Source organism: Anabaena sp. FACHB-595, assembly GCF_048568275.1.
GTDB lineage: Bacteria > Cyanobacteriota > Cyanobacteriia > Cyanobacteriales > Nostocaceae > Trichormus.
Window position 1 is genome coordinate 398,124 of record NZ_CP183473.1, and the last position, 21,904, is coordinate 420,027.

Genomic DNA, 21,904 nt, shown 5'->3' on the forward strand with positions numbered 1-21,904 from the left:
AAATTCAACATGAAAGAACTTAATCCCAGCTTGCCTTTAAAGCAAATTCAGTCGGAGATGACAGCACTCAAGTCGCAAATTCAAGTGCTGGAGCAAGAACGTGCGGCGCTGACTATTAATAATGATGCAATTACTCATGAGGATGATTCCCCGTTCGCCATTGTGGAAGCTTATCGCCGCCAAGCTAGGGAAAATGCCCAACTATTTGCTGAAATCAAAGGCATAGAAGATGCGATCGCTGCTTTAGACACACAGCTACAGCACAAAAAAGCTGAATTAGCTCGTTTACCAAGAAGACAGCAACAAATTGACCAAGAGCAACAATTAGAAGCAGCCAAAGAAGTGGCTCAAGTCCATGCGGAACGAATTAATGAAATAGCCGGAGAACTGGCAACAGAAATTCGCTTGCTCAAAGCTTGTGCTGATCAACTCAGTCCTCTATATTGGCAGGTTTATTACAAACCCTTTATTACCGGGTTCAAAACCATTTCAGTTCCCTATGTCCGCTCAGATGGGGCAGTTTGGACAATTGTCAATCGCATTGTTTAGAGAATTCTAAAAAATCCTCCCCCAAAATAGAGGCAATATGACAATTTATAACGGTGGTTGGAGCCACCGTTTTTTGTTGACGTTACAAAAATTTATGCCTAGAATGGGCTGGCAGGCAATTCCCATGAGTATTTATTCCTGCTCATCACGAGAATTGCAGAATTATTGAGTATAAATTCCTATCTATAACCAAAATTTAATTTTTCAGAGATAAATAAAGTTTACAAAAGTAACAATTCCTTAATATAATGTAATTAAAAGCGAAAAGAAAAAACGATTGTCAGAAGTGATGAATCTCATTGAGTTTCCCTGGCTAACAGCCATAATTGCCTTACCCCTGGTGGCAGCCCTAGCCATCCCCATCATTCCCGACAAAGAAGGAAAAACGGTTCGTTGGTATGGATTGGGTGTCGCCTTTGCAGACTTTGCCTTAATGATTGCCGCTTTCTGGCATTATTACGACTTCCAAAGTTCGAGTTACCAATTTGTTGAAAAATACGCTTGGGTTCCTCAAATAGGTTTGAATTGGTCTGTAGCAGTTGACGGCTTATCAATGCCCTTACTGTTGTTAACAGGCTTAATTAACACACTCGCAATCTTCGCGGCTTGGAAAGTAACCAACAAGCCGCGATTATTTTATGGGTTGATGTTGGTGATGTACAGCGCCCAGTTAGGCGTGTTTGTTGCCCAAGACTTGCTATTATTCTTCCTCATGTGGGAAATCGAGCTAGTTCCTGTCTACCTGCTGATTTCCATCTGGGGAGGTCCCAAACGCCGTTATGCAGCGACCAAGTTCATCCTTTATACTGCTGCTGCTTCTATATTTATTCTCGTAGCCGGATTTGCACTCGCATTCTCTGGAGATACAGTTACTTTCGACATCGCAGCCCTGGGAATGAAAGAATATCCCAAAGCGATTGAATTATTAGCTTATGCAGGATTCTTGATTGCCTTTGGTGTCAAACTGCCAATTTTCCCTCTCCACACTTGGCTACCCGATGCTCACGGTGAAGCATCTGCCCCTGGTTCGATGATTCTGGCTGGTGTGTTGCTGAAAATGGGTGGTTATGCCCTCATTCGCTTCAACATGGAAATGTTGCCTGATGCCCATGTTTACTTTGCACCAGTCTTAGCAATATTGGGTGTAGTAAACATTGTTTATGGTGCTTGCTGTGCCTTTGCTCAAACCAACCTCAAACGCCGTCTAGCTTACTCTTCAATCGCCCACATGGGTTTTGTGTTAATTGGTCTAGCTTCCTACACAGAAATTGGTGTTAGTGGAGCAGTACTACAGATGGTTTCCCACGGTTTGGTTGCGGCTAGCTTGTTCTTCTTAACTGGTGTGACTTACGAACGTACCCACACCTTATTGATGGACAAAATGGGTGGTATCGGTAAAATAATGCCCAAAACCTTCGCTCTCTACACAGCCGGCGCAATGGCTTCTCTAGCATTACCCGGAATGAGTGGTTTCGTAGGTGAATTGATGGTGTTCATCGGTATCGCTACCAGCGATGTCTACAGTTCCAGTTTCAAAGTTGTAGTCGTCCTACTGTCAGCAGTGGGTGTGATTCTGACTCCAATTTACTTATTGTCTATGTTGCGCCAAGTCTTCTACGGCAAACAAAGTGACGAGTTACATCTTGATGCTTTCGTCCCTGATGTGAAACCTCGTGAATTGTTCATCACTGCTTCTTTATTGCTTCCCATCATCGGTATCGGTTTGTATCCCAAGTTGATTACCCAAACTTATGATGCGAAGACTGTAGAAATTGCCGCTCACGCTCGTCAAGTTTTACCAGTGGTTGCAGGACAACAGCCATCAAGTCTGTACTCCCAGATTTTCACTGCACCAACACTGGCTAATGCTCAAGTTGAAAGTTTAGTTAATATCTCTAAGTAAATATATCTCTCAGCAAGGGTGCTGAAAGTAAATCCTAAATATGACGGAAATTAGGGGTGGTTGCAAAACTACCCCTAAAATTTTATTGCACTGCGTGTGTCAGTTGTTAGTTGTTAGTTGTTTTGAATCTGGTTTAATATCCCATCCCCTAGTGGGTGGTTTTTAGGTGTCTTTAGCACTCACTATCGATTACTGACTACTGACAAAACTCCACCAATAAAGGGATGGGGTTTTTATTTATTTTGGAAATTTTTTAGACCATTCCTGAAAATCGTGTTCATAGGATTCTCCGCTAGTTTTATAAGCCTTTATACCAGAGAAGAATAAACCTAACCCCCAACCCAATAGGGGGAAAATCGCCCAAAAATAGCCAGGGCTTGTTAACAGATTCAAAACAACCAAAAATCCGTTGACACCAATAAAAGTAATCAGGTGTGTTTTAAATTCCTCTCGTCGTTGGGCATGAAATCTCTGCCGCTTTTTCTCTCCTATTTCTTGGCTCAACCATTCTTGTTCAGCAGCTTGCAAAGATGCCGATGAAACTCCTAGTTCTGATGCAATTTCTATAATTTGCTGCCGTGAAATTTCCCCCTGTTGCTGACGAGCAAAAGCTTTTTGGAGAATCTGTTGCATTTGTTCTGAATTGTAAGTCACGTCGCTTCGCTCCGAATTCAAAATTCAAAATTAATGACCCCATAAATAAATTTAGCGCCAAGTCATAGCGGAGGTTTCCTCCGTAGACGCGCAAGCGGCTTGCCACAGTCATCTGAACTGCGTAAGAGAGGGGCTTGTATCCTTTTCATTTTTGGTCATGTAAATACCTAAGAAGGTGAAAAAATAGCTGGGCAAAAGTTGATTTGGAAACTTTAGCGACAAAACAATTAAAAATATATTTACCCGTTGTTATGAACAGCTAAGATTCATATTTTATATCTGAAAAAATAACCCATGCAGTAATTGAAAACACAAATATAGATATATCGAGCGAATCAAATTAATTTTAATTTTTAGACTTTTCGTGATTGAGGATACAGCCAGAAGCTGAATAAAAGGTTCACTCTGGGGATAACGACATAGGTTAATAGCAAAACCATAATAACTGTAATAATCAAGGAAATGAGGAAGGGGGGTAAGCCGCGTAATAGGGGTGTTATAAATGTGTTCAATAGATTAATCAAAATATATACAGATGCCCAAGTTAGTAAAGCTGTTTTATAGCGCGGTGGTGTCTTCAGTGGTTGGCCGGGAAGAGAAAACCAAGCTTCTAAGCCATTGATTTGCTGAACTTGGGGGTCAGATTCTACCAAAGTTTCGGCTTGAGTTAGCCAATATGCGCGATCGCGCGATGTCATCCATGCCTTAAGATTTTCATAGCCGTCAAACCGGAAGATAATCACGTATTCTGTTCGCACTCCGAGTTGAGGGCGAATCACGTTGGTTCCCATGTGACCAGGGTAGGTTCTAGCAACGGTGGTAATATCTTTTAACCAAGCTTCGTAAGCGGCTTCACATCCTGGTTTGACAAGTTGTGAAATGACCACTGTAATAATTTGATCGTCTTGTTGCATTTCTATTGGTACTAATCAGAGTGGAAGTAAGGACGCACTGTGTACGTCCCTATAGATTATTGAGGTGTAGCAAAGATTTTGTGAATAGGTATAAATAGGACTTGTTTCTGGTAATTTTTAAACAAAAATATACCCAGTTTTATTGACTTCCAAGCGCACAACGTTTGCAGGGACAACTCCCGTAGGAGGAGGTAAAAACATCCCACCGTTGGTGACGACATAGATGGCAGTGCAGTCATCTGGACTTTGACCAAAGGCCACAGATGTACTACCAATTACACCTTGCTCGGCTTGAGCAATAATGGTTGTACTGCCATCAGTACCTATTCGTACTACACTGTTGTAAATGTGTGTTGCTCCGTAAAGATTGCCTTCCACGTCAAATGCAAAGTCATCGATATTTGTTTTCTCAACAAAGATTTCTGGCTCACCTGGGACATCTGCTATACCAAGGGGAATCCGCAGCAACAACATTTTTTCTGTATTGGAAACATATAGTGTATTAGCAAAACGTTTGATGCCATTGGCGGCGGGGATGGGGTTATCTGCATTGCTACGAGCCAGTAAAGAATGTTCTAACCAAATTGATGCACTGGGTTGAGCAATATCAATTAGCCAGATGGCACCACGATAGGAATCTGCTGCCAAATAACGGTTATTGGATAGAGGAGTGACACCGTTGAGAAATATGGCATCTGGCAAGGTCAATAAGGTTTCTACTGTACCATTTTGATCAACTAAAGAAACCACGGGTACAGAATCAGCATTCCATCCTGTGACGACTAAACCACTATTGTTAGTAAAAGCTATACCACTTACCTTGCCTGGAACGCTGGCATGAATCTGTTGATTGCCATCTGGGGTGATGCGGACAATTTGACCGATTTCATGATTGGTTACGAAGATTGTACCATCGGGAGCGATCGCCAAATTTTCCAGAAAAGTATTCACAGGGAATGAGGTAATCACTTTGGCTGGAGCCAAATCAACTGGAGTCTCTGCATAAATCGGAGGTAAATTCGTCATATTAACCTACCACTGTAATTGAACGGGTCCACCAAACTTCCGCATCTCTGCAAAAAACTGGCCTTGCACTCCTCTATCCGGTAGTGTTGCCAAATAGACGGCTGTTTCTGCTCCCTCTTCTGCTGTAAACGGAGCATTATCACCCCCCATATCTGTTTTCATCCAACCAGGAGAATAGGCGTTCACCAGAATATTCGTACCTTGGAGTTCCTTCGCCAAAATAGCTGTGATGCCATTCACACCTACTTTAGAAAGTCTGTACGATGGCGCTAAAGGGTAATAATCATCAGAAATTGAGGACAGAGAAGCCATTTCTGTGGAAATATTGACGATGCGACCGTAATTCTGCGCCTGCATTAAGGGAATTAATGCTTGAGTAATTCTCACTACAGCTAAAACATTAGTTTCCCAAGTGAAACGCATTGTTTCCAGTTGCACAGTCAGCAAGCTAGATTCTTCTGGCTTAGTTGTGGGATTTATGCCTGCATTGTTGACTAAAATATCTACTTTGCTATAGGTCTCATGCAACCATTTAGTAAACTTCTGAACACTCACATCATTAGTCACATCTAGAACACAATAATCTGCATCCAGTCCTTCACTAGATAATTGCTGCTTGGCTGCTAAACCATCAGCTTCATTACGACTCGTCAGAATGACATGGATACCAATTTGGGCTAATTTACGGGAAATAGCATATCCTAGACCTCGATTACTGCCAGTTACCACCGCAATTCTCTTTTGTTCCGTCATTTTTGTGACCTAAAGAATGCTTTTAGGTTTACTGTACTGAGATGTTATAAATTAAGCAAATTGATTGCAGCGATATATTTTATTAATGGGATTAATAGATTTATCTTCCATTGACCTCAACCTACTGGTTACGTTTGAGGTGCTTTTTGAAGAGCGAAGTGTGACAGCAGCAGCCCAACGCTTGTATTTAGGACAACCAGCTATGAGTGCGGCTCTTGCAAGGCTACGAATACTATTTCAGGATGAATTATTCATCCGTATTGGTCGGGAAATGCAGCCGACAGCAAAAGCTCTAGAAATTTCTCCAGGTATATCAGTTGCGCTCCAGCAGATTCGACAGACATTAGAATCTAGTCAAACCTTTGACCCAACAACTTCTAAACATACCTTTGCCATTGGTAGTTCGGACTACACCAGCTATGTTGTTCTACCCAAGTTGTTAGAGGTTTGTCGCCAGGTTGCACCAAGCATTGATTTTCGACTAATTGGTTTTGAGAAAGATAGTGTAGGAGACCTGTTAGAACAACGAGAAATTCATGTTGCGTTGGGTTTGTTTCAAAATCCACCCCGACAAACAAGACAAATGCCATTATTTGAAGAACACTTTGTTGGTCTTTGTCGGCGTGGACATCCTGTTGTTACTCAGGAGAGTATGACACCGGAAACCTTTGCTCGTCTCCCTCAAGCTCTTTTTACTCTCCGAAGAGATGACATTGGTGAAATTGATAAGGTGCTTGCTCAATACAATCTTCAGCGTCGAGTCGTGTTGACTACCCCCCATTTGCTCATCTTGCCAACTGTCATTTCATCTAGCGACTTGGTGACTGTCATTCCTTCACGACTGCTGACACCATTTGCTTATAAAGATACACTAGAAATTTTTGAACTTCCTGTAAAAACTGAACCTTGGATGATTTCTATGTTGTGGAGTAAACTTACAGATCAGGATCAAGCGAGTATTTGGTTACGGCAGATGCTCAAAAGTGTTTGTGAGGGAATTTAATCTAAATCTCCGCAGAATAAGCTTCATCTACTTTCAATGTTGTCCCTGTAATGAATTTGGCATTATCGGAAATCAGGAAAGCAACTGTTTTGGCAAACTCACTTTAGGTAGGGGGACGACCAAACATCATATCTCCAGATACATTCCAGCCTTCTAATTCTGCCATTGAATCAGCGACAAAAAAGGTGCGACGCAAACCATGCGAATTTTATCTGCTTTGTAACACTTGCCATATAGGGGAAATTTAAATTGAGGATTTCCAGTAAATTTGGGATATGAGGATTATTTTTCTAACAAGATATTATGAACTTCTACTTTGTTTATTACAATATTTCGCTGGTACGGGAATCCTAAATCTGATATTCAAGATTTGATAATATGCTTAGTGTTCCCGGTTATGCGATTAGCGAAGAACTTTATAATGGTTCGAGAACCCTAGTTTATCGAGCCGTTAGAGAAGTAGACTGCTTACCAGTGGTAATTAAACTGCTGAAGAATCATTATCCCAGCTTTTCCGAACTGGTACAATTTCGCAATCAATACACCATTGCCAAAAATCTCGACTATCCCGGAATCATCAAAACCTATAGCCTAGAACCCTTACAGAATGGCTATCAGTTAGTGATGGAAGACTTTGGCGGAATTTCTGTGAAGGATTATTTCGCCAATAATAATGTTGCGTCTTTAGAGAAATTTTTACAAATAGCGATCGCACTATGCGACATCTTAGACATACTATATCGTGAGCGCATTATTCATAAAGATATTAAACCTGCCAATATTCTCATTAACCCGAAAACGACACAGGTTAAATTAATTGACTTTAGTATTGCCTCCTTACTCCCACGGGAAACTCAAACTTTAATCAATCCCAACGTTTTGGAAGGGACATTAGGTTATATTTCTCCCGAACAAACTGGAAGGATGAATCGGGGGATTGACTATCGCACTGATTTTTATTCCTTGGGGGCAACTTTTTACGAACTATTGACAGGAACATTACCATTCCCGTCAGAGGATGCGATGGAGTTGGTACATTGTCATCTGGCAAAAGCCGCAACCTTAGTACATGAAACTAATACAACAATTCCATCTGTACTCTCAGACATTGTTAATAAACTCATGGCGAAAAATGCTGAAGACCGCTATCAAAGTGCATTAGGTCTGAAGTATGATTTAGAAAAATGCTTACTCCAACTGCAAGAAACAGGTAAAATCGAGAGTTTCCCAATTGCTCAGAGGGATGTTTGCGATCGCTTCATGATTCCTGATAAATTATATGGACGAGAAGCCGAAGTAGAAACCCTACTCCAAGCATTTGAGCGCGTCAGTACGGGGAAAACCGAAATGATGCTGGTAGCTGGGTTTTCGGGTATTGGGAAAACTGCTGTAGTTAACGAAGTTCATAAACCCATTGTTCGGCAACGGGGTTATTTCATTAAAGGCAAATATGACCAATTTCAGCGTAATATTCCCTTCAGTGCCTTTGTACAAGCATTCCGGGATTTAATGGGGCAGTTGTTGACAGAAAGCGACGCTCAAATCCAGCAATGGAAAAGTCAGATATTAGCAGCCGTTGGTGAGAACGGACAGGTAATTATTGAAGTCATCCCCGAATTAGCAGGAATTATTGGTCAACAACCTCCAATCATAGAACTATCAGGAACGGCTGCCCAAAATCGGTTTAATCTATTATTTCAGAAATTTGTCCAGGTATTCAAAACTCAGGAACATCCCTTAGTGATGTTTTTAGATGATTTGCAATGGGCAGATTCCGCATCTCTCAACTTGATGCAGTTGTTGATGAGTGAATCAGGAGGGGGATATTTATTATTAATTGGGGCTTATCGAGATAATGAAGTTACCGATGCCCATCCATTGATGTTCAGTTTGGCAGAAATTAGAAAAGCCCAAGCCACCATCAATACTATTACCCTTGCGCCCCTCAGTCACTCTAGTTTAAATCAACTGGTGGCAGATACCCTGAGTTGTTCATCGGCAATTGCCCAACCATTAACTCAATTGGTATATCAAAAAACCAAGGGAAACCCATTTTTCAGCACCCAATTTATTAAAGCAATATATGAAGATGGACTGATTACATTTAATGGGGATGAGGGAAATTGGCAGTGCGATATTGTGGGAGTTAAACAGTCATCCCTTGCCGATGATGTTGTTGAATTCATGGCATTGCAGTTACGGAAATTGCCACAGACAACACAGAATATTTTAAAATTTGCAGCGTGTATAGGAAATAAATTTGATTTAGGAATATTGGCGATTATTTGGGAAAAATCATTAACTGAAACCGCTACAGCCTTATGGAAAGCATTACAAGAAGGACTGATTTTACCCCAGAGTGAAGTTTATAAATTTTATGTCGATAGGGAAATACAGGATGAAGTCAAAGGTTCCCAGACAGTTACCTACAAATTTCTACATGATCGCGTCCAGCAAGCAGCATACTCATTGATTCCCGTAGAACAAAAGCAGTATACCCATTTCCAGATTGGTCAATTGCTGTTGCAAGGGTTATCTCAAGGGGAACAAGAAGAACGGATTTTTGACATTGTCAACCAGTTGAATATGGGGCTAGATGTCATCACCAGCAATGAGCAGAAACAAGAACTGGCGCATCTCAATTTAAAAGCTGGACAAAAAGCCAAACTCTCAGCCGCCTATCAAGCTGCTTACGAGTATTGTACCATTGGGATGAGTCTATTATCCCCAGATGCTTGGCAGCAAGACTATCCACTCATCTACAGTTTGCACCGTGATGCTTCAGAAGCCGCTTATCTTTGTGGTAAATTTGACCAAGCCGAAGCCTTGTATGCAGAAACACTCACCTATGCTCAAGCTCCCCTTGACCAAGCCATAATTTATCGCATACAGATGACACAATATCAGCTTCAGGGACGAAATGCTGAGGCGATCGCTATTCAATGTCAAAGTTTACAGATGTTGGGATGGACGATGCCCACACAACCGGAGATGATACAAGCTGGCCTAGATGACGAAATCGCCACAGTCCAACAATTTCTAGAGCAGCATACCATTGAATCCATCCTTGCAGTCCCCAAAATGACAGACCCCAGCATTGCAGAAATGCTGCGGATTTTACAAATTCTGTTCTACGCCGCCTGGCTCGATGGTCAAAGCACCTTAGCCCTCCTAGCAATCGCCAAGATGACCACACTGTCATTAGAGTATGGTAATAGCGATATGTCTCCCTTTGGTTATGCCGGCTATGGCTTAATTGCTAATGGTGTATTCAAAGACTGCGCTACTGCTTATCGGTTTGGGGAAATGGCAGTACAACTTTGTGAACAATTTGATAATGCTGATGTGCGAGGGATGACGAATTTCCTTTTTGCAGCTGATGTGCATAGTTGGAGTCGTCCCATACAAGAGGCAGATACATACTATAACAACGCCTACCAATATGGGATGGAAGCGGGAAACTGGCTAACAGTGGGCTTCATGATGATGCAGAGTGGTTCTGATCGCCTAACCTATGGTAAACATTTAGATGATCTGTATGCGATCGCTCAAAACCATGCAGCTTTTCTTCATCATATCAAAAGCTTAGATAACCTAGATGCTTTAACAGCAGGAGTTATTCAACCAATTCGCCATCTTTTGGGGTTAACAAAAACACCCTTCACCTTTGATGATGACAGTTTTAGTGAAGCTGAATATTTGCAAAAATATGCCAATGCTCCCTATCACTTGTCTTGGTTATATTCCGTTAAAATTCGCCATGCTTATTTATTTGACCAAAAATCCACCTACTCTGATTTAATTCCCCAACTGAGCATGATTGAAAACACTATTTCCAGCCATGCAAAAGTCCCTTCCAGCGTTTTTTATGTGGCATTAATGCACCTAGCTCTAGGTGAAACTGCTACCGAAGAATCTCAGCGTCAACACCATTGGCAAGCACTCCTCCCCCTAGAAGCAAGCTTAAAGCGTTGGGCAAAAGCTTGTCCAGAAAATATCCGGCACAAGTTTCTCCTCATTCAAGCCGAAAAAGCCCGGATTAAAAAACAAAAAACCAAGGCCATTGAACTTTATGAGCAAGCAATTAGCCAAGCTCAAGCAAATCAGTATGGCTACGAAGAAGCCTTAGCTAACGAACTTGCAGCTAAATTCTATCTCGACTGGGGTAAAGTAAAAATTGCCCAAGTATATATGCAGGAAGCCTGCTACGGCTACGCCCGTTGGGGAGCCAAAGCCAAAGTTAATTACCTAGAAAAAACCTATCCCCAACTCCTCAAACCTATTCTGCAACAGCAACGGATCAACTTCAACCCCTTAGAAACTATTACCTTTCGTGCAGCTACTTCATCCACTCACACTTCTACTACTAGTAGCACAAATATTTCCGAGATTCTGGACTTTACCTCTGTCCTCAAAGGCGCTCAAGCTATCTCTAGCTGTATTGAATTAGACGAACTCATTGCCAACCTCACCAGAATTATCCTCGAAAACTCCGGCGCAAAAAAATCTGTACTCATTCTTCCCCAAGAAGACACTTGGCAAGTTAAGGCAATTACCTCGATTAATCAAGAGTCAAGTTCTCACACTAATATACAAACTATCCTGTCCTCACAATCAATAGACGATTGTCAAGATATTCCCGAAAAAATTATCAATTACGTGAAAAATACCCAGAAAATCCTGATTATAGACAATTGCCAAACAGATATTCCTGGGGTAATTGGGGAATATATGCTACAGCATCAGCCAAAAAGTGTATTATGCACACCAATTATTAATCAAGGGCATTTAGTGGGGATTCTCTACTTAGAAAATGAACTCACAAGTGAAGTATTTAATAGCGAACATCTGCAAGTAGTTAATCTACTTTCTTCCCAAGCAGCAATATCACTAGAAAATGCCAGACTTTATCAAAAAGCCCAACAAGCATTACAAGATTTACAACAAGCCCAATTACAAATTGTCCAAAGTGAAAAAATGTCAGCACTGGGTAATTTAGTCGCTGGGGTAGCCCATGAAATGAATAATCCCTTGGGTTTTATTGCTGCTAGTCTGATACAAGCCCAACCAATCATAGCTGATATTACCGAACACTTAAAGCTCTATCAAGAGACTTTACCCAGCAAGACTAAGGAAATCAAAGACCATGCTGAAGAAATTGACTTGGAATATAGTTTAGAAGATTTGCCAAAAATGATTGAGTCGATGACAATGGCTTGTGAAAGACTCCAAAATATTAGTACTAGTCTTTGCACTTTCTCCCGTGCCGATAGAGATTATAAAGTACCATTCAATATTCATGAAGGTATTGATAGTACAATTCTAATTTTAAAGCATCGTCTCAAAGCTAACGAACAACGTCCAGCGATTGAAGTAGTAAAAGAATATGCTGATTCACCCATGATTGAATGCTTTCCAGGGCAAATAAATCAGGTATTTATGAATATTATAGCCAATGCTATTGATGCCTTAGATGAGGCAAATATGGGACATAGTTTTGCAGAAATTCAAGCAAATCCCAACAAGATAACAATTAGAACCTTGCTAGAAGATAACCAAGTACAAATTATCATTGCTGATAATGGTAAGGGCATGAGCGAAGAAGTTAAAGCCAAGATATTTGACCACTTATTTACTACCAAAATGGTAGGAAAAGGAACGGGATTAGGACTGGCTATAGCTCAGTCTATTGTGGTAGAAAAACATAGCGGAACACTGGGAGTAAATTCTACCCTTGGTAAAGGAACTGAATTTGTCATCACCTTACCAATTCTGGATGAGGCTCAAAATTAGGGACTTCTAGATGAATCAATTCCAAATGTAGGGTGCGTCAGTGCAAAAAAACCTAACTGTACTCAGAAATTATTCATACTGACGCACCCTACCAAACTTTCCTCTGCTTTTACTCTTTATAAATGATTGCTATACATCCTTGGGTGAAGACGCGATTCATCGCGTCTCTACAGATGGTTTATTTGTCGCATTCTTTTTTTTATTGGTATTACCTTGATGCTTTGGTGCGTAGTTGTCCACAAGCAGCATCAGCCTCTAAACCACGAGAATAGCGGACACTCACCGCAATATGTTGTTGCTGAAGCACTGTGAGGAAAGCTTGAATACGATCGCCACTAGGGCGTTTATAATCAACTTCATCAATAGGATTATAAGGAATCAAGTTGACGTGATTTTGAAAGCCCCGCAGATGCTTTGATAGTTCTAAAGCGTGTTCTGGCAAATCGTTAACACCAGCCAGCAGGATATATTCAAAAGAAATCCGTCTTCCTGTGATAGCTACATATTCTCGACATTCAGCCAGCAAATCCTCGATGTGATAAGAGCGAGCGCTGGGAATGAGTTGTTCCCGCAGTGCTTGGTTAGGGGCGTGGAGACTCACCGCCAGAGTCACTTGTAAATGGTGTTCGGCTAATTCACTAATGCGATCGCGTATCCCTACAGTAGATAAAGTGAGCGATCGCTGTCCAATACCCACATCTTGATTTAAGCTTCTCAGTCCAGCCAAAACATTCTCAGTATTTAACAACGGTTCACCCATCCCCATGAAGACAACATGACTCACCCGTTGCTGAAAATCTTCTTGGACAGTAAGAACTTGATCAACAATTTCATGTCTTTCTAGGTTGCGTTTGTAGCCACCCTTACCAGTAGCGCAGAAATCGCAAGCCATCGGACAACCCACTTGGGTAGAGACGCAGACAGTCAACCGCTTGTCTGTAGGGATACCCACAGCTTCCACAATTTCACCATCGCTTAGTTGTAGGAGATATTTTACAGTCCCATCCGATGCTACAGACCGATGGTGAATGGTAGAACGTCCAATGGGGACATCTGCAACAGCAGCCCGCCATTGTTTAGAGAATACAGAGATATCAGTGAGCGATCGCACTCCCTTGTGATAAATCCAATCATGCAGCTGCTTACCCCTATAAGCAGGTTGTCCTTGCTGCTGCACCCAACTAGTTAACTCCGTGACTGAAGCGCCGAGCAGAGGGGAACAAGGTTGTTGTGGCTGAGATGATGGAGTTAGCTGGGTGACAGGCGTAGCAGACATAAGAAATCACAAATTAATTCTGAATCTCTATCCTACAACTTTCAAAGGAAGTTAGTGGCGATGTTCAAACTTCAAAAGAAGTGCATTTTTCTGCATAGGCATCGAATTCTGGTTTTTATAGAATTAAGTGGATACCTTGCCTATTTGGATTTCTGTTCGCACAGCGTAGCGTAGCCATACTTACTTGCGTAGTTAAGACGTGGAAAGGGAAAGAGAGCAAGGAATACGAGTGGGGGGAATTTTCTGGCACACATCAAGTTACCCTAACAAAGATCAAATAGGTGTGTGATGAGACGAGTCATTGTTTTTGAATAAATATATTCTTAACATTTTGTGTATTGAGTACCATATATACTATTTGCAATGAAACTATTAGTAAAAGCACTTACATGGATACAAGGTTTAAACACGAACGACTTACAAGCTCCAAATAGAGACTTTAACTATATAAAACTCCAAACTTTAACAACTAATACCAGTGAGCCTAATTTTGAATATACACAGATAATCAAACAGTTGATTACCGATAAAGAGATAAGTATGGTTAGTGTTGATCAATTGATAATGACCCAAGAATCATCCACACTGGAAATTTTAGTTGTTGATGACCACCAGTTAATTTTAAGCGGAACGCTGAATGTACTACAGCAACAATATCCAGAAGCAGCGATCGCCACAGCCAAAACAGTAGTTGAGGCGCTGACACAGATGAGAAATTCTGCCTTTGATTTGATTGTCATGGATTTATCGATACCCGAAAAATCTGGGGCGATCGCCTATATTGATACAGGTATCAATTTGCTACAACAGTTAATCAAGGAATATCCCCAACAGAATTTTTTGGTACAAAGTAGTTATGTCAAAGCTTTGGTCAGGATTAAACACGAAATTGATGAGCATCAAGGTGGATTTGCGATCGCTGATAAAGGACTATGCGAATCTGAGATGATAGTTCGTGCTAATTTAGCACTACAAGGTGCAACCCACACCAAAGACATCAAAACCGGACTGGAACTGAAGCCAGAATGGTTAGAAGTGCTGAAATTAGCTTTTGAAGAAGGCTTGACAGATATAGCAATCTGCAAACGGATTCACAGATCCGAGCGCGCTGTGCGTACCTACTGGACGAAGATTCAAGATGTACTTGGTATTTATCCAGAACCAGGAAAAAATATGCGTATTCAAACTGAAATCCGCGCTCGACAAGAAGGATTAATTGATTAGTCATTAGTTATTGCTGACTTATGTTCCGGCTTAATACAAGAAAAATTAAGCAAGAAATTATCATTTTGCGACAGGTAGCAATACCTGGAATGACCGTTTTATTTATTATAATAATTGCCAGATTATCTGGATTATTGCAGGGCTTAGAATTGATATTATTCGATACTTTTCTGCGGTTGCGTCCAGCCGAAGTGTCTGACCCAGAAATAGTAATTGTCGGAATTAATGAAAATGACATTCGTAGTTTAGGAACTTACCCAATTCCAGATTTAGAAATTGCTTCACTGATTCAAAAAATACAGAATTACAAACCCGCAGTGATTGGGCTTGATATTGTCAAAAATGTCCCAACAGAACCAGGACATCAAGAACTTACTCAAGTATTCCAACAATATCAAAACCTGATTGGTATTGAAAAAGTTTTACCACCTGACGAATTTTCTCCACCACCAAACCTACCACCAACACAAATAGGTTTTTCTGATGTAATAGCAGATAGAGATGGTAACTATCGTCGCTATTTACTTTTGACCGCCTCACTCCAAAATCCCCAAAATCCCCAAGATGACAAATATTCCCTAGCCCTGAGATTAGCACAAGCTTATCTAGCTACTAAGAATATCATTATAGACACAGGTAAATATAATTCTTATATTCGATTTGCTAATACAGAACTGCCTATATTTTCTGCAAATACTGGTGGATATGTAGGAGAAAATGATACTGGCTTAAAAATGCTAGTGAATTTTCGCAGTGGTAAACAACCATTTCGATTTATTTCTCTAAATGATATTAAAAATAATAAATTCAACTCAAATTGGCTCAAGCAAAAAATAATCATCATTGGTGTAACTGCTGCTAGTAGTAATGATTTATTTAATACTTCAGCAACTGCTAGCTCAAAAATTTATGAACAAATTTATGGAGTCGAATTTCATGCTCATGTTGCTTCACAAATAATTAATGCAGTTCTCAATGGTAGACCGTTATTACAAGTTTGGTCTGATGGTTGGGAATATTTATGGATAATGAATTGGGGAGTGATAGCAATAGCTATTGCCAGAGTGACAAAGACTTTTCGCAGAAATTTATTAGCTATTACACTAATAATATTTGGCTTAATAAGTATCAGCTACTTACTCATCTTATTAGGTTGGTGGATTCCCCTAGTACCGACTTTACTAATTTTAGGAATTAACGGTTTGGGAATCAGTGTCTTCGCTTTTCATGAATATAGACAAGGTCAAATAAAAATACAGCTAAGTCAACACACTATAGAGCATACGTTTACACTTATTCATAATGGCCCATTACAGACTTTAGCTAATATATTGAGGCAGGTAGGTACAGACAACTTACAAAATGATCAATTAATATTGCAGTTAGAAAAACTTAATTCTGAAATTCGCTCTATCGGTGAGTATTTAAGAATCGAAGCATTAACTCCTAATGAAAGCTTGCGCTTAGGTAGCCGTGTCAAAATTGATTTAAAAAGACCAATCCATGAATTATTTTACGAAGTATATACAAGTACTATTGCCAGAGACGATTTAGAATATTTCTATAATATTAACGTCAAAGTCCGCACATTTGAGCCTATAGATGAAAAGTACTTAAATATAGAAAAAAAACAAGAGTTATGTCTATTTTTAGAAGAAGCTTTATGTAATGTGGGAAAACACGCCAAAGGTGTTAAGAGAATCGAAGCTATTGGCAAGACAGAACGAAGTTTATATACTTTGATGATTAAAGACAATGGTTGTGGATTCACTTCATTGTCTGAAAATAAAGGGATGAAGCAACTTAGAAATATTGCTAAAAAACTGGGAGGAAATTTTAGGTGTGAATCCCTTGATCCCAAGGGGACAATCTGTGAAGTTACATGGAAATTAACAAACAATAAGAAAAACTATCTGAATTAGATTTGATTATTGAAAATATTTAGGTATCTGTAGGTTGGGCATTGCCACCATACGTATATTTTGGCACTCAAGTATAAATCCTATATCATTATGATTTTGGTAAGCAATACTCACTTTCTATAAATCAACAAATAACAGAAATTGCTATTAAATTAGTAAAATTCACATAAATATGGTAAGATTTCACTTCTTATAGACAGAAATTTCTCCCTGTTGATCAAATTGATAACTTAGAGAAGGCAAATGTCAAAAAATTTTAGCTTCACTATCAACCCCAGACTAGTAACTAGTGCTAGTCTTGGCTTATTGCTGTTTCTGACACCAGTTGCAGTGACAGCTTCTCCATCATCTAATCGCCGCCAACCTGCAAGCGACTATAGCAGAAGCGCGGGTAAACGAGGTTGTCCCAATGACTCCAGTGAAACCATACCTCTGACAGTACTTGCACCACAGACTTATGTTGGATACACAACAGAGTTACGTCCTACTTTTGTAGGGTTTGTCTCTAGTCCTCAGAAAGTAGAGTTGCGGATTTTTGAATTTACTTCAGACAAGGAAGTTAAACAGCTAGGTAATGCCGTACACAAAGATGTCAAATCAGGTATATTTCCAATACCCTTACCTGAAGACAATCCTGATTTAACTATAGGTAAGAAATACCTTTGGCAGTTATCGATGAGATGTTCTGGGGTGAACATAGTCGAAGCAGCAGAATTTATTGTTGTAGAAATGTCATCTACACTCAAAAGTAAATTACCCAGTGCAGCAAATGGTTTACAAAAAGCTAATATCTTTGCTGAAGAAGATTTGTGGTATGACGCATTGAATGAGGCTTTAAAGTTAGCCAATAATGGCAAACTAGGCGATTTAGGTGCAAACATAGTTAAAAGCTTTGCTAAACATGAATCCCCAAAGCCTACAGAGATTGAAAAATTAGTCCAAAAGAGAATACAATTTCTACATAAAATCGCAGATCAAGAAAAAAATTGAGTTAAATTCTGTGTTGAAATACCTTGCTTTTGAGAGGAGTTGGCGGTACTAGTTGAATGAGAACTTCTCAGCAGTCCCAATGAAAAATTTCACAGTCATAGATGAAAGATATCTTTCCCCTAGACCCTTACACCCCTACACAATCTTTCAAGCTAGAGGTAAATAAACTATGAAAGACTACACTTAGTTTTGACTATTCCTGCTCAAAGCCAATTTCCTATGAGGATAAATGCTGACCAATAGTATGGATGGTCATATTTGTCATTAATTTCTGGTATTTGTTTGGCATTGATTAGTTTTAACTGTGCTGCTTGTAAGGCTTGTGCTTTACTCATTCCTGCATTGCGTAACTTATCATAAAACTCGGCAATTAAGTTGGCTGTAGAGTCATCGTCTACAGGCCATAGTGAAGCTAAGGCGCTTTTTGTCCCAGCTTGCAATGCTACACCAGCTAAACCTAGTGTAGCGCGATCGTCACCTGTAGCTGTTTCACAAGCCGTTAATGTTAATAGTTCCACAGCATTAGAAATATTACCAGCTTGGCGCAGTATGGTTTCTAGTTTGTCAATGGTGAGCTTTTCATTATTACCTATTACCAGAAACGTATCTTCTGGGATAATACCGAACTGTGCATGGGTCGCAATATGAATAATGGGATAAGTTTTTTCTTGAATTTCCTTTTTTAAGTTGTGGATAGCAAACTCTTCATTTTCTAATTTTTTACTTTCAGGAAATATTTTTTTAATAGCCGTATATTCTATAGGGAAATATGCAAGTTCAGGAAAAACCTTGTTATCAATTTTACTTTCTTGACTCAAAGCTAAAACTAAAGCACGATTGACTTGTGAGCTTAACGGTTTTAAGTCGGTCAATTGTAAACTAGAAGTTGTGGCAACAGCATATTTTTCAGTTAAATACCTGCTTTCTTTTTTGTCGTAAAGTGCAGCCATTGGGACATCACGCAAGAAACCATCTTGAATAAAAACTAAAGTTTTAATTCTTTGTTCGGTTAAATATTTTTCAATTGGACTAATGATTGCATCATAAATATTTTCGGCATCTTTCGTACTGTAGTTGATAGTCTGTTGCGCTAGTAAACTATTACGGAATTGAAATATTTCCTGACGCAACATTTCTTGATTTTTATTCTCTACCCAATGTAAATACTCTTGTTGATTGGGTAGACTGAGTAAAATTCCTATTTTATCTTTAAAAATAATTGAACTAATCACCGCAGTATCTTTTTCTATGACTTGATGCAGTGAGTTATTGTTCAAAGCTGCTAAAATACAATCATTACCAAAATAATTTTGGATTTCTGCTTGTCGGAGGGAATTGATAGTAGTCAACGCACTATTTAGTTGTTGATTTCGCCTTACACTATCTTGATTATTAGATGTAGCTAGTTCTAGCTGAAGTTGTGCTAGTTGTCGGTAGACAGGCTCAACAACATCGCGGAAATCAAATTGAAAATCACGGTTTGTAGTTAAAATATCACTGCGTAGTTCTTCTAGTGTTTTATAAGCTCTTTCATAAAAAGAGAGTGCTTGATTAAATTGCTTTTGTGCTGCTAGAATCCTGCCCGCTTGCCACTCCCACAAATATAAACTGTCTTTTGCTTGCAAATTTTGATCAGCGAACCAAATAGCCTGATTAGTTAATTCCCAAGCAGATTTATACGCTTTCTGGCATTCATATAAATGTCCTAATTCTCCCAGAGCATAAGATGTAGATCGGGCATCTTGTAACTTTTGGGCAGTTTTAATGGCTTGATTAAAAAGCTGCTTAACTTGTACTTCCGGCAATCTTGTTTGTTGGTAGCATTGATTTATGGATGCAGTGAATTCATCATTAATACTAGGTAAGTTAGCCAATTCAATTTCAGCATATACTTTGTTAATTGAATCTGGTAGTTGCTCAATGAGAGCTAAAGCTTGTTGGATATTTGTCTCAATTTGCTTTGGATTGAAAATATTAATGTCTATAGTTCGATAAGCAAGTTTGATTAAATTTATATGGCTACGTAGTTCAGCAATTTGATTATTTTCTTTAGCTGCTACCCCAATACTTTTTTGCAAAGAATTTATGGCTGTTATATAATCATCTTTAGAACGTTGTACAAACTCATTCTCTTTAGAAGAGTTATGATTTTGAGCAGATTTAGCGCGTAAATTCCAAAGTTGGGCGCGGCTAGCGTAAGCATTAGCTAAACTGTTGAGGATAGCAAAGTTGTCGGTTTGATTTTGGCTATTGCTGACAGTCTCTAGATATTTAATTGATAAATCATAATTACCTTGCAGACGGTGGGCTTCTCCTAAACTTCCTAAGGCTGCAATCTCTCCTGATTTATCTTGTTGTTCCTGGGCAATTTGTAATGCACTCCCTGTTTGACAAGTTAATGTATTTACACCACATAAAAGACTGATAGCTTTTTTTTGTTTGTCCTGAATTACTATAAATTTGTGCTATTTCAGTGAGAATCCTTCCGACTTTTTGCAAATTTTTTTGAGAGTGATAATAATCTTTTACCTTTTCCCAATAACTCAAGGTTAAGCTTTTATTACCTAACTGCTGATAAGTTCTAGCTAAATTTTCGTTAATGATTGCTATATTACGAAAGTCATTGTTTTTTTGATAAGAATCTAAAGCAGCTTCCCAAGGTTTAATCGCTGCATGAAAATCTCCTTTTTTATAGCTTTCAATACCCTGATTAACAAGTTTATAAGCATCAGGAGTTTGAGCATTTACTATAGCTACTGGATGAGAATTACCGAAACATATACAGAGTATGAGGCTGGTACTAAATAGGGTTGCTAGCCAAGAATAAAAAAATGATTTAAAAATTTTACTAAACACGTATGTTTATTGATAGATGTAGGATTCGTTTGCTATTTATTTTAATGGAAAAATAGATACAGCACTTTGCGCGACTAACTGGTACAGTAGCAACAGTGAGAAAAGTAGTTTTGGAGTTGCTGACTTGAGCATAAGAGAACTCCTAGTGACAACAGTTGTACTACTGCCAAAATATTTTTTGGTGAAAACTTGCGGATAAATGCTTTGAGTTGCCACCAGAGATGTTCTATGGGGTTAAATTCAGGTGAATAAGGTGATAAATAAACTACCCTTGCGCCTACGGACTCGATCATTTCAATAATCCCCTTCATTTTATGTGCTTTGAGATTATCCATGACCACTACTGCCCCTTTCCACAATTTCGGTAATAGCTCTTGTTCCACAAATTTTTTGAAGTCTTCTCCATTCATTGATGGCCCTAATGTTTTGAGGGAGAGGATTGATTTGTTAGTAATAGCCCCCACTACGGTAACTCTGCTTCCACGGTAAAATGGTTTGACATCATAAACTCTGTCTCCCTTTTTACTTCTGCCCATTCCTCTCGTTAATCCGAGTAATACGCCCATTTCATCTACAAAAACTAGGTCATCTGCAACAATATCTCGGACGCTTTCCCAGTAAGAAAGCCTTTTATTTTGTGTAATTTCTGTTCCTGCTTGACTACTTCGTACTGTTTTTTTTGAGGGTGAGCTTCTGTTTCTGAAGAAATCTGCACATTGCACTCTCACTTAACCTTACCCCTGTCTTTTCTTCCCAATACTCACAGTATTCGGCTAGGGTATAGTCTAGATGTTCTGCTACCATTTGCTCTATCTGTTGTTCATAACCAGATACTTGGCTTGGTTTTCCTCCTGTCGCTACACTTGGCTCTAGCGTCCCTTTTTCTCGTTTTCGCTTCACGAGGTTTTGTACTGTATTTTTACTTACCTTGAATCTTTCTGCTACTTTGCGAATAGATGTATTTCCCGCTTCGTAAACGCTAATAATTTTTGAGCGCAGGTCTACTGAGTAGGGTTTCATCTGATTTTTTACTTTTATCTT

Annotated in this window: 16 protein-coding genes; 7 read left to right on the top strand and 9 right to left on the bottom strand. The window is 39.4% G+C overall.

The annotated features are described in order from the left end of the window. Window positions 1-9 precede the first annotated feature (9 nt). Both ACN222_RS01720 and ACN222_RS01725 read left to right on the top strand, forming a co-directional pair. The gene (locus ACN222_RS01720; protein WP_010994523.1) at window positions 10-549 is read left to right on the top strand and encodes a hypothetical protein; all 540 of its coding nucleotides are present in this window, start codon (window positions 10-12) and stop codon (window positions 547-549) included. A gap of 289 nt (window positions 550-838) precedes the next feature. After that, window positions 839-2,452 carry an NAD(P)H-quinone oxidoreductase subunit 4 gene (locus ACN222_RS01725; RefSeq protein WP_044520586.1) on the top strand — a complete coding sequence of 538 codons (1,614 nt, stop codon included), beginning with the start codon at window positions 839-841 and terminating at the stop codon, window positions 2,450-2,452. Between the two features lie 237 nt (window positions 2,453-2,689). Here ACN222_RS01725 and ACN222_RS01730 read toward each other — a convergent pair whose 3' ends face one another. The 4 genes from ACN222_RS01730 to ACN222_RS01745 form a co-directional block, all read right to left on the bottom strand. Continuing rightward, window positions 2,690-3,106: a 2TM domain-containing protein gene (locus tag ACN222_RS01730; RefSeq protein ID WP_010994525.1), complete on the bottom strand. Its 417-nt coding sequence runs from the start codon at window positions 3,104-3,106 to the stop codon at window positions 2,690-2,692. A gap of 353 nt (window positions 3,107-3,459) precedes the next feature. After that, window positions 3,460-4,020, bottom strand: coding sequence for an antibiotic biosynthesis monooxygenase (locus ACN222_RS01735; protein WP_010994526.1), 561 nt, complete (start codon window positions 4,018-4,020; stop codon window positions 3,460-3,462). A gap of 117 nt (window positions 4,021-4,137) precedes the next feature. Next, window positions 4,138-5,046: an SMP-30/gluconolactonase/LRE family protein gene (locus ACN222_RS01740; protein ID WP_010994527.1), complete on the bottom strand. Its 909-nt coding sequence runs from the start codon at window positions 5,044-5,046 to the stop codon at window positions 4,138-4,140. A gap of 6 nt (window positions 5,047-5,052) precedes the next feature. Beyond that, window positions 5,053-5,799 (bottom strand): SDR family oxidoreductase, encoded by a 747-nt coding sequence (locus ACN222_RS01745; protein WP_010994528.1) that lies wholly within the window; start codon window positions 5,797-5,799, stop codon window positions 5,053-5,055. 85 nt (window positions 5,800-5,884) lie between these two features. Between ACN222_RS01745 and ACN222_RS01750 the strand changes: the two genes are divergently transcribed. Then, window positions 5,885-6,802: a LysR family transcriptional regulator gene (locus tag ACN222_RS01750; RefSeq protein ID WP_010994529.1), complete on the top strand. Its 918-nt coding sequence runs from the start codon at window positions 5,885-5,887 to the stop codon at window positions 6,800-6,802. Window positions 6,803-7,180: 378 nt separating this feature from the next. Continuing rightward, window positions 7,181-12,595 (top strand): trifunctional serine/threonine-protein kinase/ATP-binding protein/sensor histidine kinase, encoded by a 5,415-nt coding sequence (locus tag ACN222_RS01755; RefSeq protein ID WP_419756882.1) that lies wholly within the window; start codon window positions 7,181-7,183, stop codon window positions 12,593-12,595. Window positions 12,596-12,803: 208 nt separating this feature from the next. Here the strand turns inward: ACN222_RS01755 and rlmN are convergent, their stop codons facing one another. Next, complete coding sequence (gene rlmN, locus ACN222_RS01760; protein ID WP_096637229.1) at window positions 12,804-13,871, bottom strand: 23S rRNA (adenine(2503)-C(2))-methyltransferase RlmN; 1,068 nt, start codon at window positions 13,869-13,871, stop codon at window positions 12,804-12,806. A 363-nt stretch (window positions 13,872-14,234) separates the two neighbouring features. On the opposite strand from rlmN, the gene ACN222_RS01765 reads away from it, so the two are divergent. From ACN222_RS01765 to ACN222_RS01775, 3 genes are all read left to right on the top strand, one after another. Beyond that, window positions 14,235-15,095 carry a response regulator transcription factor gene (locus ACN222_RS01765; RefSeq protein WP_010994532.1) on the top strand — a complete coding sequence of 287 codons (861 nt, stop codon included), beginning with the start codon at window positions 14,235-14,237 and terminating at the stop codon, window positions 15,093-15,095. An 89-nt stretch (window positions 15,096-15,184) separates the two neighbouring features. Continuing rightward, on the top strand, window positions 15,185-17,017 hold the full coding sequence (locus tag ACN222_RS01770; RefSeq protein ID WP_419756883.1) for a CHASE2 domain-containing protein: 1,833 nt from the start codon (window positions 15,185-15,187) through the stop codon (window positions 17,015-17,017). Window positions 17,018-17,260: 243 nt separating this feature from the next. After that, window positions 17,261-18,007: a DUF928 domain-containing protein gene (locus tag ACN222_RS01775; RefSeq protein WP_010994535.1), complete on the top strand. Its 747-nt coding sequence runs from the start codon at window positions 17,261-17,263 to the stop codon at window positions 18,005-18,007. Window positions 18,008-18,210: 203 nt separating this feature from the next. On the opposite strand, the gene ACN222_RS01780 is transcribed toward ACN222_RS01775, so the two are convergent. From ACN222_RS01780 to ACN222_RS01795, 4 genes are all read right to left on the bottom strand, one after another. Then, complete coding sequence (locus ACN222_RS01780) at window positions 18,211-20,085, bottom strand: CHAT domain-containing protein (RefSeq protein ID WP_049942316.1); 1,875 nt, start codon at window positions 20,083-20,085, stop codon at window positions 18,211-18,213. A gap of 268 nt (window positions 20,086-20,353) precedes the next feature. Beyond that, a complete protein-coding gene (locus ACN222_RS01785; RefSeq protein WP_010994537.1) occupies window positions 20,354-20,863 on the bottom strand; it encodes a hypothetical protein in 510 nt (169 codons plus the stop codon). A gap of 74 nt (window positions 20,864-20,937) precedes the next feature. After that, a complete protein-coding gene (locus tag ACN222_RS01790; RefSeq protein WP_149028798.1) occupies window positions 20,938-21,591 on the bottom strand; it encodes an IS630 family transposase in 654 nt (217 codons plus the stop codon). Beyond that, window positions 21,524-21,883, bottom strand: a complete 360-nt coding sequence (locus ACN222_RS01795; protein ID WP_010994539.1) for a helix-turn-helix domain-containing protein — start codon at window positions 21,881-21,883, stop codon at window positions 21,524-21,526. The genes ACN222_RS01790 and ACN222_RS01795 overlap by 68 nt, the downstream gene beginning before the upstream one ends. Window positions 21,884-21,904 lie beyond the last annotated feature (21 nt).

Bases quoted from the DNA above. Each gene is read 5' to 3' on its own strand.
- ACN222_RS01720 (WP_010994523.1), top strand. From the start codon at position 10: ATGAAAGAACTTAATCCCAGCTTGCCTTTAAAGCAAATTCAGTCGGAG.
- ACN222_RS01725 (WP_044520586.1), top strand. From the start codon at position 839: ATGAATCTCATTGAGTTTCCCTGGCTAACAGCCATAATTGCCTTACCC.
- ACN222_RS01735 (WP_010994526.1), bottom strand. From the start codon at position 4,020: ATGCAACAAGACGATCAAATTATTACAGTGGTCATTTCACAACTTGTC.
- ACN222_RS01740 (WP_010994527.1), bottom strand. From the start codon at position 5,046: ATGACGAATTTACCTCCGATTTATGCAGAGACTCCAGTTGATTTGGCT.
- ACN222_RS01745 (WP_010994528.1), bottom strand. From the start codon at position 5,799: ATGACGGAACAAAAGAGAATTGCGGTGGTAACTGGCAGTAATCGAGGT.
- ACN222_RS01750 (WP_010994529.1), top strand. From the start codon at position 5,885: ATGGGATTAATAGATTTATCTTCCATTGACCTCAACCTACTGGTTACG.
- ACN222_RS01755 (WP_419756882.1), top strand. From the start codon at position 7,181: ATGCTTAGTGTTCCCGGTTATGCGATTAGCGAAGAACTTTATAATGGT.
- rlmN (WP_096637229.1), bottom strand. From the start codon at position 13,871: ATGTCTGCTACGCCTGTCACCCAGCTAACTCCATCATCTCAGCCACAA.
- ACN222_RS01765 (WP_010994532.1), top strand. From the start codon at position 14,235: ATGAAACTATTAGTAAAAGCACTTACATGGATACAAGGTTTAAACACG.
- ACN222_RS01770 (WP_419756883.1), top strand. From the start codon at position 15,185: ATGACCGTTTTATTTATTATAATAATTGCCAGATTATCTGGATTATTG.
- ACN222_RS01775 (WP_010994535.1), top strand. From the start codon at position 17,261: ATGTCAAAAAATTTTAGCTTCACTATCAACCCCAGACTAGTAACTAGT.
- ACN222_RS01795 (WP_010994539.1), bottom strand. From the start codon at position 21,883: ATGAAACCCTACTCAGTAGACCTGCGCTCAAAAATTATTAGCGTTTAC.